This window comes from Stappia sp. ES.058, assembly GCF_900105595.1.
GTDB lineage: Bacteria > Pseudomonadota > Alphaproteobacteria > Rhizobiales > Stappiaceae > Stappia.
The window spans coordinates 1453445-1466859 of sequence record NZ_LT629784.1 but is presented as its reverse complement, the minus strand read 5'-3'; the positions used below and the strand labels follow the sequence as shown (position 1 = coordinate 1466859).

Sequence of the window (13415 nt, the reverse complement as noted above, 5' to 3'; positions counted from 1 at the left end):
TCAGTTGAGCAGGCCCGCGTGCGTCATCGCATCGCGGATCGCCGCCTGGGTTGTCTCCGATACAGGCACGAGCGGCAGCCGCAGTTCGTTGTCCAGCTTGCCGATCAGCGACAGCGCGTATTTGACGCCCGTCGGGTTCGGTTCGATGAACAGCGCGTTGTGCAGCGGTGACAGCCGGTCCTGAATGTCGAGCGCCGCCCGGAAATCGCCCGCGAGGGTCGCTTCCTGGAACTGCGCGCAAAGCCGCGGAGCGACATTGGCCGTCACCGAAATACAGCCCGTGCCGCCATGGGCGTTGAAGCCGAGCGCGGTGATATCCTCGCCCGAAAGCTGGACGAAATCCGTGCCACAGACCTCGCGCTGACGGCTCGCGCGCGACATGTTCGCGGTCGCATCCTTCACGCCCTTGATGTTCTTGCTGGTGGCAAACAGCTCGGCCATCGTCTCCGGCGTCATGTCGATCACCGAGCGACCGGGAATGTTGTAGATGTAGATCGGGATATCGACTTCCTTGTCGATTGCCCGGTAATGCGCCTTCAGGCCCGCCTGGTTCGGCTTGTTGTAATAGGGCGTGACGATCAGAAGGGCATCGGCTCCGGCCTTCTGCGCGAAGGTGGCGAAATCAATCGCCTCGACGGTGTTGTTGGAGCCGGCGCCGGCCATCACCGGCACACGACCGCCGGCCGCCTCGATGCACAGATCAACAACGCGCTTGTGCTCGGCATGGCTGAGCGTCGGGCTCTCGCCGGTCGTGCCGACCGGGACGAGGCCGTGGCTGCCCTCTTTGATCTGCCAGTCCACGAACTCCTGGTACGCTTTCTCATCAACCGCTCCGTCGCGAAACGGCGTGACGAGTGCGGGGATGGATCCCTTGAACATGACGGTCCTCTTGGAGTGTGGATCAGGTGGCGGGCGGAAGGCCCGGGTGGCGCACAATAGTCGCCGCGCGCTGGCGACGCAACACGCACTGTTCGGCGACCGGATGCCTCTTTCAATCGAGGTTCGGCCCGGATTATCATGCCGGGCAACAACGGGGAAACGCCTTGTCGCACAATATGCAACCGGATCGACCGCTCACACCCGCAAGCAAGGACGGCACTCCCTTGGTAAGAGAGTGGCTGGCAAGCGACGGGCTTCGGCTTGGCGCGACGACCTGGCGCGCAAGAAACACCAAACACCACGCACCGCAGGTGCTGTGCCTAGCGGGGCTGTCACGCAACAGCCGCGACTTCACGCATCTTGCCGAAGCGCTGGCCGAACGCGGCTTCGATGTGACGGCCATGGACTACCGGGGCCGAGGTCAGTCGGACCGCGACGCCGACTGGCGCAACTATTCCATCGAGCGCGAGGCAGACGATATCGACTGCGGTCTCGATGCGCTCGGGATCTCTCGCGCCATCGTGGTCGGCACGTCACGCGGCGGATTGCATGCGATGCTGCTTGCCCTTCGGTCGCCCAACCGGATTGCCGGCATGGTGTTGAACGACATCGGCCCGACGATCGAGCGCGACGGGCTTCATCGCCTTGCCGGAACGATCGGCCTGACCATGGACGCCTCTGACTGGCCGTCGGCAGCCGCGCGACTTCGCAAGATGCTTGCGCCTCAGTTTCCGGGACTCGATGACGCCGGCTGGGACCGCTTCGCACGTCAATTGTACATCGAAACGCCCGGCGGGCTGCGTCTCGACTATGACGCGACGCTGCGCCATACGCTGGCGGAACTCGACCAGGAGACGGAGCTCCCGGACTTCTGGCCGGTCTTCGATGCGATCGGCGCCACGCCGCTTCTTGCGCTGCGGGGCGCACATTCCGACCTGTTGAGCGCAAAAACCCTTGCAGAGATGCTGCGCCGTCATCCGAATGCACAGGCGCTCACCGTCGACAACGAAGGCCATGCTCCGCTTCTCTGGGACCGGGAAACCCAGGGAGCGATTCTGGACTTCGCGTGCCGCTGCACCGAGGGTGCCGACTGACCGCTACCGCAGATGCACGGTGACGCGGGCAGAACGCCCGTCGGCATCGATCACCGAGATCGTCGACGTGCCGGGACCATCCGGCACCAGCGTCAGGGCGCGCGCATGGGCGCCACTGGCGACCGGCGCTCCGTTCGCCATCCAGACGAAGGGGCCACGCCCCCGCCTGGCCTTGACCACGAGCGGCAACGCATCGCGCGCGCCGGATGCGCGCTTCAGCCCGAGCTCGATGACTGCTCCGTCGGGGGGATAGAAGATCTCGGGCGCTGACGCCGCGCCTTCGGTTCCCTCGCGCAGAGCCCGGGTACGGGCATGATGGAGAGGCGCGGGAACCGTATCCCTCCCGGCAAGGGGCGCCGTTGGCGGCGGCGACAAACGCACGCGTTCCGGCCCGACGCGCTGAAACGCTTCGAACAGGATGGGGGCCGCCGCTTCGAAGCCGGTCATGCCCGGCACCGGGGTGCCATCCGCGCGTCCCGTCCAGACCCCGATGACATGGCGACCGTCGTATCCCAACGCCCAGGCGTCGCGATATCCGTAGGAAGTTCCGGTCTTGTAGGCGACGCCCTCACCGCGCGCGCTCGCCGGCGGCGGCACCTCCGACAGGATCTTTCCGATGCGCCATGCGGCGGTCGGCGAGAGCACCCGCTTTTCCCGCGCCGGCACGCGTGCGCTACCGCCGCCTTCGCCGTCGTCGATCCGCAGACGAACGGGAGCTCCCCCATTCGCGATCCCCGCATAAAGCGACACCAGATCCGTCAGCGACAGTCCGAAACCGCCAAGCGCCACGGCAAGTCCGGGGGGCCGGTCTCCGGAAAAGCGCGGCGTTGCGCCGGCGCGGCGCAGGCGCGCCACAAAACGTGCGACCCCGACCGCATCCAGAAGCGCCACGGCCGGCACATTCAGGGAGGCTTGCAGCGCGTCGCGCACACGAACGGTCCCTTGAAAGGACTGATCGAAGTTGGTCGGGGAATATCCGCCAAGCGTCACGGGCCGGTCGTCGATCAGGCTGTCGGGATGGGCGATGCCCTCCTCGAAGGCCAGTCCGTAGATAAGCGGCTTGAGGGTTGATCCGGGAGACCGCAACGCGCGCGTCATATCGACGTGCCCGCGCCGAGCCTCGTCGAGCAGATCCGGGGACCCGACATGTGCCAGAACCTCACCGCTTCGGTGATCGGCGACGATCATGGCAACGGAGACATGCGGTCCAAGACGCAGCGCGCGCGCGCGCGCAAGCTGCTCCAGCCGTGCCTGAAGATCCGCGTCGAGGGTCAGCCGGACCTCGTTTGCGGCGCCCCCGACAGCGATCGCGTCACGTGTTGCATGCGCTGCCAGACGCGGCACCTCCCGCCGCAGGGTCGGCACCGACGCGCGCGATGCCGCGGCAACCTGATCCGCGCCCAACACCCCACGCGCTTCCATCACCGCGAGAACGCGGGCGCGCGCCTCACGCGCGGCCTTCGGAAACCGGTCGGGACGGCGCAGTTCCGGCGCTTGCGGCAGGGCGACCAAGAGCGCGGCCTCCGCCGGGGTCAAACGCGAAGGCTCCTTTCCGAACCAGGCGAGCGTCGCCGCCCGCACACCTTCGATATTGCCGCCGAAGGGGGCGCGCAGCAGATAAAGCCCAAGGATTTCGTCCTTGGTGAGATCGCGCTCAAGCGCCAGCGCCAGAACGACCTGCCGCCACTTCGATGACAGGCCGCGCGTCGACCGCTCCATCGTCAGACGCGCGGTCTGCATCGTCAACGTCGAGGCCCCCGACACGATCCGGCCTGCGCCAAGCGACTGCGCGGCGGCCCGAAGAACCGCGCGCGGATCGACACCGCCATGCGCATGGAAGCGTCGATCCTCATAGGCCAGCAACATGCGGATGTAGAGCGGGTCCACATCGTCCAGCGAGGCCGGAAGCCGCCAGCGGTCGTCGGGGGTTTGGAAGGCCCGCAACAAGGCTCCGTCGCGCGCCAGCACGGCTTTCGAAACTGTGACCCCCGCCGTAGGGCGCACCGGGGGAACGGAGGCGACCTGAACGAACAGCAAGGCGACAAGCGCGGCGCCTCCCGCCAGCACCGCCGCGAAACCGGCGACGGCCCATCGTGCGACACGCGCGAAGCGTCGTCGAGGCGGAGGGCGCTTGTCCTGCATCCGCGGCTCCATCGTCCGCCGTTACTGCCTTGGACCCAGAATCTCGAACCGGCCCGCCCCCGTGCGTCCGTTCAGGTCCGGCCGATACATGTCCTCCACCGTTGCCGGCGGAAGGGCGAAGCGGCCCGGCACCGAGGCACGAGCGAGATAGGCGAAGGTGTAGCGGTCACCGTTCAGATTCTTCTCGTCCACCGCGACGACAAACCGGTCGTCGCGAAACTCCACATGTTCCGCGTTGTCGACGCTGTCGAGCCAGTCGAGCGCACCGACATCGCCGGAACGCACGAGCCGCGGATTGTCGATGCTCAGCCCGGCGGGCAGCCGGTCCACCACCATCACCCGCCCGCGTCCGGGCCGGTCGCGGGTCACCGTCAGGACCACCGCCAGACGGGTGTTCACCGCGACGCCGGCCGGATCGACGGAATTGCCGTCGAGGTCATAATAGGCGCGCGTGATCCGGTACCCCATTGCCGTAGCTGGCTCGGGCCCGGACGGCTTGCCGGTGACCGTGACAACCACGTCTTGTGCCGTCTCGCCGCGGTTTGCCAGCGACACCGGGTCGGTGAGCAGGTCCGCGCCGTTGAAGCGGCTCGCCAAAGCACCGCTGACCGCATTGTCGTTGAGGGCGAAGGCGCTGTCCGCCGCCGTTTGCTGAAGCTCATGGCCCGCAAGCAGAAGCCACGCCATGTCCTGTGTGGAGAGCGCGGAGGCCGCGTCCTGCCGGTTGCCCACCTGGCGCGCGAGCGCCGGTGTGTCGAGGCCGTCGACCTTCGAACGGGTCGCATAGGCCAGAACCCCCGCCGCATCGCGCAGCGCTGTCCCGTAGTCGTCCCGGTAGCCGATGGATTCCGGCCGTTCGGCCGCTCCGAGTGCTGCATCGAAGGCAAGCTTCGCCCGCGTCGTCTCGCCATACAGCGAGAGGGCCGCGCCGATCTGGGCCTTGGCAAGCGCGGAGCCGAAAGCATCGAGCTTCACATCGGCGTAATAGCGCAAGTCGCCGAGCGATGCGCGGCTCGAACGGGCGAGAACATAGAGCGCATAGGCAATGTCCTCGCCGCCGCTCTCGAAGTCGGAGGCATAGGCCACCCGATTCTCGAGATTGTCGAGGGCCGCGGTCATCGCGCGTTCCGGCACATCGTAGTTGCGTTCCCGGGCCCGCAGCAGGAAGTCGGTGACATAGGCATCCAGCCATGTGTCGCTGCCGCCATAGCTGTTCCACAGTCCGAAGGCCCCGTTCGACCCCTGATTGCCGAGCACGCGCCCGATTGCCGTCTGGATCCGCTCGCGCACATCCGCGTCGGCCTCCAGTCCCGCCGATATCGCCATCTCGTTGACATAGAGGAGCGGAAGGGCACGCGAGGCCGTCTGCTCCGTGCAGCCATAGGGATACCGGTCGAGCGCCGCGAGGAGCCCCGGCACATTGATCCGGGCAAGGCCACCGTTCGCCACGCTCACGCGCGCCGTGCGCGGTTGAAGCCCGGCGAGCGTGCCGGCATCAAGCGCCAGGCTTCCGCCGGCGGCAAGCGTCACATGGGAGCGTCGGGTGACAGGCGGTGTGGTGTCACGCACGCCGAGCGCGAGCGTCTTTTCGCCGACCGGACCGTCCGGACCGCTCAGGCGCAGCACGAAGGAGACATCACCGGGCATGTCGCCGGCGCGGACCGGAACGTGAAGGCTGCGACGTTCGCCCGCCTCCAGACGCAACTGGCGACGGTTTGCGCCGAGAGCGGTCGTGACCGGCCCGCTGATATCGGCGGAGATTTCATAATCGCCGGCCGCGCCCTCGACATTGTCGATCTCGACAAGCAGGCGCGATTCATCGCCGGGCGCAAGGAAACGCGGCAGCGTGGCCGTCATGACGAGCGGATCGCGCACGGTGACGTCGCGCTGTGATTCGCCAACGCCACCTGCGCTCCAGGCGACCGCCATCAGCTTGAGCGTTCCGTTGAAGTCTGGCACCTCGAAGGACACGCTCGCCCGCCCGTCGGGATCGGTTTCGACAACGCCGGAGAACAGTGCGACCGGCGCTTCCTGTGGCGGCGGCGCGGCGAGATTCAGCCCCATGCCGTCACCTCCGGAGCGAATCCGCCCGCGCTCGCCGGCCGTCCGGTCGATCAACTGACCATAGTAGTCGCGGATATCGACGCCGAGCCGGCGCTGGCCGAAGTACCAGGCGGACGGCTGCGGAGCCTCAAAACCGGTCAGATTGAGGATCCCGACATCGACGGCGGCGATGGTAACATAGGCAGGCTTTCCGGCCGCCTGCCCCGCGACGCGCACGCCGACGTCGAGCGTCGCGCGCGGACGAATGCGCTCTGGAACTTCCAGGGACACCGTGTGCCGGCGCGCGCCCGGATCGACCTTGAGCCACTGAAGCCCGAGCGCCCGCGACGGCATGCGGTCTTCCTTCAGATCCATCGGCTGCAGCAGGGTCGCGGTCACATAGGCCCCGCTGCCCCACTCGTCGGTGATCTCGAACGAGACTTCGCTTTCGCCGGCTGTCACCGGAACGGTGCGGCTTTCGATCAGACGTTCCGACATGACCGAGATGAGCGCGATCCCCGCGACACGCGGCGTCATGCGCAGGGTCGCGGTCTCTCCGACACGGTAGGCTTCCTTGTCGAGCCCGACTTCCAGCACGTCGGGCGTCTGGGATGAGGCGGAAGACACATACCAGCCGGCGTTGAATTCGACGCTGGTCGCCATTCCCGATCCGCTTTCGCCAGTAATTTCCAGCCTGTAACGGCCCCAATCGACGGGGACGGACAGGCGTGCAGGCGCACCGGCCGCGATATCAAGCGTTCCGCTTTCCACGCGCCGCGACGTGGTTACCGGCTCGTAGGACCAGCGGCTGTCGGAGCGATACCATTGATAGCGCGTGTCGAGTTTGGACAGGCTCCAGCTTACCTTGTCCGCGGAGATGCGCTCGCCGGACGCCGCAATCGCCACAATGTCGAACTCCGCCGGCCCGCCTTCCTCGACGCCGCCGTCAAACGCCGGCTTCATGCCAAGACGCGGACCACCGGGACGGATCGGCATTTCCAGCCCGCGTTCGACGAACCGTCCGCCGGCCTCGACCAGTCGCGTCACGATCTGTGCCCGGTATCCGGCCGTCGTGTCCTGCAGTTCGGGAAGCGGCGGGACGAATTGCACCCGTCCTTCCGCATCCGTCTCGAGGCCGTCGGGGAGCCTGGCGCGATCCGGGAAGATCTGCTCATCCGCCAAACCGAAGCTGTAGCCCGGATACCACGGCAGCTCGCGCGTCGGCATGACGATGACCTCGCCCTCAAGGCGCTGACCGGACGCCAGTGCGCCATAGAGAAACCGTGCGGCGATCGAGACCTCCGGCGGGTCGGCCGGATCGAACGCCTCCGCCTCGGTTTCCGGGGTGTAGTCGACCCGCTCGGGCTGAAAATCCTCGACAAGGAAGGAGGTCTGCGAAAGGGCCGGACCCTTCGGATCGGCATGGACGCGCAGCGTCCAGCCGCCCTGTTGGGCACCCGCCGGAAGCTCCAGGGCATGGGCCCGTCCGCCCTCGCCCGCATCAGCGACAACGACCCGCAGATGCTCGACGCCGTCGGGACGGTCGTAGATGAAGGTCAGAGGAAGGCCGGTGCTGGCATCGGCGTTGCGGTCGCGCGCCATGGCGCCCGCGTGAACGGTCTCGCCAGGCCGGTAGACCCCGCGATCAAGCCACGCGAAGACATCGACCGGACCGGGTGCCGCGCGCCCGGAGACCCCGCGGTCGCTGAGATCGAAGGCCGGAGCCGTCAGGTCGAGAAAGGCATAGTCGCCCGAACCGGTCTCGACGCTGACCAGCGCCGGCGCCAGGCCGCCGGTTCCGCGCGAAAGTCCCGGAGCAAAGCGGGCAATGCCTTCCGCGTCGCTCTTGACCTCTCCAAGCACATCGTTGTTGACCGCGACCAGACGCACCGTCGCGTCTGTCACCGCCGAGGCGTCGGACAGCGCACGCACGATCACCATAGCGCCATCGGCTCCCGAATACGCACTTATTCCGAGATCCGAGACGAGGAACCATTGCGTCGCGCGCGGACCCCACTCGTTCTTCTTGTCGGCGGCGGCACGCGCGACCATCGCATAGATGCCAGGCTCCATCTCAAGCCCGAGATCCGCAACCGGAATTGCCGTGGTGACATCCGTGTTCAACGGAGCGCGTGTCTCGACTTCGCCGGTCCAGACCTTTTCGCCATATTCGTCGCGCAACTGGTCGGCCCGCCCCGGATCCAGCTGCGACAGCACCCGCCGGTCGCGCAGGGCCGGTGCCAGGCCGCGCTCGCCGATCCGGTAGATCTCGGCCTCGACCGTCGATGTGTTGACCGACACGATGGGGATCGTGGCGCCGTCGCCGGCAGGCAGCACATAAGCGCGCCCGAGGAAGCGAACGGACGGACTGCGATCGCGCACATAGACGTTGAGCGAGGCAGATTTTTCCAGCTTTTCGCCATCTGCGGCGGGAACGCCCTGACGCACCAGCACCGAATAGCGTTCGCCGTGACTGACACCGTCGATGCAGATCTGGGCCTCGTCGCCCTCGACCGAGAACGGACCGGCGCCGGTCACGCGCACGAAAGGCTCCATATCGGCATTGCGCTCAAGCTTGTCGGAAAAGACCACGCAGATCCGCGGCGTGGCCGAATCCGCATCGACCTGGTGATCGAGAATGCGGAAGCCGTGCTCTGCAACCAGCTGTTCGTAGCGCTTGCGCAACCCGGGCCGTTCTTCAAGCGCAAGGGCTGCGCGCCATGCCTTGATGGCCGGCTTGTAGAGCTGACGCTTGACCAGCGAGGCGCCAAGAATTTCAAGCGAAGTCACCTGCTGTGCCGTCTCAGCCGACGTCAGATAGGCATTGATGGCGGCGGACGTTCCGTCGTCACGCACCTCATTGCGCTTTTGCCAGTCGTCCGGTGCCTGGCGTACCAGGCTTTGCGCAAGACCGACCCAGAGATCATGACGGTCCGGAGCAAGGACCAGGGTACGAGCAAATCGTGCCTGGGCATCTTCAAGCGCGCCCCGCGAAAGGGTCTCGCGGGCCGCACGGGCCCTGGCCGAAACATCGCCCTCACCCGCCCGGTACTCACGCGGCAACTGTCGCGCAAAGCTTGCGGCAGTGTCGAGCAGCGTGCGCGGCAGATAAGAGAGTTCGCTTCCACGATTCTCGGCAAGGTTCTCGTCACGCGCCTCGACGACGACGAGGCGTCCGGCAACGGCCCCGGCGAAGGATTGCAGACTGCCAACCTCGGATTTCAGGAAACACCACCCAGCCGAGGTGTTGAATGTAAAGGCCTTGCACCGGCGGTCGTCGACGCATGCGGCCTTGCAGGCCTCAAGATCGATATCCTTGAGCGTTCGGTAGTCGCCACCGAAATAATCCGCCTCATCCACCGTCACGATACGGCGCTCCTGGGCGTTCACCTCGCTCATTGCCCCGGGAAAGACAAACGTCGCCGCGATCGTCAGCGCAGCAAGCGTCCGCAAAAATCGCGCTTTGCGCTCCGCGCGCATGTGACGTTCGAACATAGCTACCTCCCCGGAGAGACCTTTCCTCTCGATTTCAACTCGATCACGCAATCTTGACAAGTCCAAGACGCAATCTGGAAAAAAGCCCTGCCTCTCGCACCCGCTTCGGCGGCTACGTCCCGGCGTCGGCGTGCCTGCGCCGCTCGTCCAGTGCGTCGGCCAGCGCACGCACTGCTGCAACGAGGGCCTCCACGCCAGCACGAAATTCTTTGTCGGCCGATCTGCTGGCGGCAGCGCGTTCCTGTGCGACAGCTTGCTCGGAAACGGCATTCGCCCCGAACGTCGCCGCCAGCGACCCAATCACGTGACTGGCTGCAGCCATCGTTGCGGGATCTTCAGCGGTCTCGAGGCGGTCCGCCTGCACTCTCAGATCGATCGCGCATCGGGTGTAAATGCTATAGCGCAGGTCCGGGGGCAGGTCCCGATCCAACTGCCTGAGCTTGTCCTCATCGAGAAGCGAGGCCTGCCACGCCCGACCCATCGCGTCCGCGGGCGCGACCCAGCCCTCGCGATCCGGGGCGCCGCCCCCCAGAACGTCCGCCAGTGTCCGCCGCAGCACAGCTGCATCCACCGGTTTGGTCACGAAGGCATTCATGCCGGCCTCCAGCGCCTTGTCGCGCTCCGTCACGAGCGCATGCGCGGTTAAAGCCACTATGGGCGTGTCCACATGATCTCCCTCGCCGGCGCGAATCCGTCTGGTGGCCTCGATCCCGTCCATCTCCGGCATGGACACATCCATCAGCACCGCATCGAAAGCGCTTTCTTCCAGCAAAGACAACACCTCTTTTCCGGTTTCCGCCGTTCGGTACTGGCAGCCCCAGCGATCCAGCAGATGCCCCGTCATCATGCGGTTCGTCGCGTTGTCTTCGGCAAGCAGGATCATCGCGCCATGCAAGACCCGGAAGTCGGGAACCCTTTCCTCGCTTCCGGTGCAGTCGGTGTCCGCTGCACCGGCGCGGGCAAGGTCGAGTGCCACGAGAAAACGGCTTCCTCCCCCCTCGCGCGGCTGAAGCGAAAGAGTTCCCCCCATGCCCTCCGTAAGTTCAAGGCTGATCGCCAGCCCCAGGCCCACCCCCTCGCTGCGTGTTCCGGGACCATCCCGGCTGGTCACGAAACGGGAAAAGACCCTGTCGGGATCGGTGCCGGAAATTCCGACCCCCGTATCTTCCACCTCGATAATGAGCGGGACAAGGTTTCCCGCGTCCTCCGCCGGCGTCGGCCGGAGACCGACTTTCACACTCACCCCGCCGTGCTGCGTGAACTTCACCGCATTGGCCACGAGATTGATGAGCACCTGCCGGATCCGTCCGGCATCGCCAACGAGCGCGTCGGGGACATCCGGCCTGACGGTCACGTCGAAAAACAGGCCTTTCTCGGCGGCCTTGATCGAAAAAAGCGCCCGGACGGCTTCCACAAGTGCTGCCGGATCGAAAGGAGCGTCGAAAAACGCAAACCTGCGGGCCTCAAGGCGTGAAAAGTCCAGAATATCGTTCAGGATCTGAAGCAGGGCGAAGGCAGCGCCCCGAGCCGTTTCGACGTGGCTCTTCTGCTCGGTCTGCAACCGCGTGTGGAGCAGCAGATCGAGAAGGCCAAGCACAGCATTGAGCGGCGTCCGGATCTCATGGCTCATCATGGCGAGGAAATCCGACTTCGCCCGATCCGCCTCTTCCGCCTGTGCGCGGGCTTCCTCAAGCGCGACCGTCTTGGCCCGATCGCCGGTAATGTCACGCATGAATGCGATTACAACGGGCCCCTCATCGCCCTGCACGGAATTGAAGGCAACCTCCATCAAGATTTCCACGCCCGTGCGGGTCAGGGCCCGCGCTTCGATCCGCTGTCCATCTGTGTCGAAGGAGGTTGCCTCCAGGATGGCGCAAATCTGGTTATCATATGCCTTGCGGTGACGTTCCGGCACCAGAAGCTCCCGCGCGGGAGCTCCAATCACGTCCGCGCGCGCGTAATCGAACACTCTTTCGGCTGCGGGATTGAACTCCAGGATGCACCCGTCCGCATCAACCACGACGATCGCGTCGAGCGCACCACCGACCACCGCACGCAACTGGCCTTCGCTCTGCCGCAGCGCTTCCTCGCGACGCTTGAGCTCGGTAATGTCGATCCGAAAACCGACGGTTTGACCATCCGGCATGCGTCGTTCGAACACGCGAAGCCAGCGCCCGTCACCAAGGTGTTGCTCGATCGGCCGGGACGGAGGGGACCGATGAAGGCGCAAACGTTCCGCGATCCAGCCTTCGGGGTCTTCCTGCGCATCGATGTACTGACCGAGCGACACGCCATAGCGCAGCATGTCCTCGAACCGGCACCCGGGTGCGATCGCCTCGGCACTGAGGGCGTAAAGATCCCGGTAGCGTTGATTGCAGATCACCAGACGATCGTCGGAATCATACAGGACAAAGGCATCCGGCAAAGCCTCGATTGCCCCGCGCAGCCTGTCCTGCGCCTCGCGAAGCTGCCGCTCTGTGTCCTTGCGCCACGAAATGTCACGCACGACAGCGACATAGAACTGCACATCGCCCGTCTGTACCCGGTTGATCGCCAATTCGACCGGAAGACGACCGCCGGCAAGCGTGAGACCGTCGTACTCAAGGGGCAGGCTCGGCGTCTCCCCTGTCCGCACCGAAGGGAACAAGTGAAACGCAACCGGCGTGTCAACGCCGGAGTTACCAAAAAGCGGCACCACGGAGCGGCCCTGAAGGGTCTGGCCTTCATGACCGAATATCCTGTTGGCGGCGGGATTCGCGCTCTCTATCAAGCCTCCCTTGTCATAGATCAGCACCCCCTCGCCGATGCTTTCGATCACGGCCGCCAACCGGGCATCGCGTTCACGCGTCTGGCGGTGAGCGTCCGCAATGTCTTCGAGCCGCCGCACCTCCGCCTGGGCCGCATCGGCATTGAAGATGGCAATCTCGCTTTGCCGCCGCTGCCGGCTCAGCATGATGCCGAGCAGAAAGATACTCGAAAGCGCGACCGCCACGGCCGACAGTTCAATCGTATCTTCCGCGCGCAACGGCAGATTTTCGATCCGTGTCATGGCGACGAGCATCGCCACAACTCCGCCCCCCTCCCAATCAAGGCCGGCCGGCCGGCCGGCCGCCACGCCTTCAGCGCCGTGGCAGGAAACACATGTACGCGTGTGCACCAGCGGGACCGCAATGAAGAGATCGATGCCATCCGCTCGCCGTTCGCTCACCCAAAACGAACTCTGTCCCTCATCAACCAGCGCGTTGCGAGCGCTGGAAATCGCATCGAAGGCCCCGGACGTGCTGTCATCGCCCGTCGCCGGCTCGACCGAGAAGGCCAATGGCGTGCGGTCGCCCAAATCGCCCGTATCGGGCTCGACCGGGGCCACCGTTCCCGGTGCTGAATCGTCCACCCCGTCCGAAACCGCATGATAGAGGCCATAGCGCTCGACCATCGCAGACCGCGCCTCAAGCACCTGGACGCGCTCGTTGACATAATCCATGCGCATGTGCCCGATCACCACCCATATCGCAATCGCGCACAGGGTGAGAACGCCTGCAATCAGCAAGCCAATGCGCAAAACGTGACCGGAGGAACTTGATGACATTGCTGCGGCATTCCTCATTCGGGGCGAAACCCGGGGTTGCTTGCTCGCTTCTCCCCGCGAGGTGAAGCAACGGCAGCTTAACCTAGGCCGCAACGCTCGTCGTCAATTGCAAACGTGCCGTTCATTTTCGATCAAAATTGTTTCAGCAGACACCGCCCGCCCGTTCGAATAACCAG

Annotated in this window: 5 protein-coding genes; 1 reads left to right on the top strand and 4 read right to left on the bottom strand. The window is 65.6% G+C overall.

Annotated elements, in window-relative coordinates; genetic code table 11:
- Complete coding sequence (gene dapA / locus BLU32_RS06745; RefSeq protein WP_093805563.1) at window positions 1–879, bottom strand: 4-hydroxy-tetrahydrodipicolinate synthase; 879 nt, start codon at window positions 877–879, stop codon at window positions 1–3.
- Between the two features lie 224 nt (window positions 880–1103).
- Here dapA and BLU32_RS06740 point away from each other — a divergent pair, with 224 nt between their 5' ends.
- Window positions 1104–1973: an alpha/beta fold hydrolase gene (locus tag BLU32_RS06740; protein ID WP_157727547.1), complete on the top strand. Its 870-nt coding sequence runs from the start codon at window positions 1104–1106 to the stop codon at window positions 1971–1973.
- 3 nt (window positions 1974–1976) lie between these two features.
- Here the strand turns inward: BLU32_RS06740 and pbpC are convergent, their stop codons facing one another.
- The 3 genes from pbpC to BLU32_RS06725 form a co-directional block, all read right to left on the bottom strand.
- Window positions 1977–4115, bottom strand: a complete 2139-nt coding sequence (gene pbpC, locus BLU32_RS06735; protein WP_093810687.1) for a penicillin-binding protein 1C — start codon at window positions 4113–4115, stop codon at window positions 1977–1979.
- 21 nt (window positions 4116–4136) lie between these two features.
- Window positions 4137–9653, bottom strand: a complete 5517-nt coding sequence (locus tag BLU32_RS06730) for an alpha-2-macroglobulin family protein (protein WP_172838540.1) — start codon at window positions 9651–9653, stop codon at window positions 4137–4139.
- 112 nt (window positions 9654–9765) lie between these two features.
- A complete protein-coding gene (locus BLU32_RS06725) occupies window positions 9766–13239 on the bottom strand; it encodes a PAS domain S-box protein (RefSeq protein WP_172838539.1) in 3474 nt (1157 codons plus the stop codon).
- Between the last annotated feature and the right edge of the window lie 176 nt (window positions 13240–13415).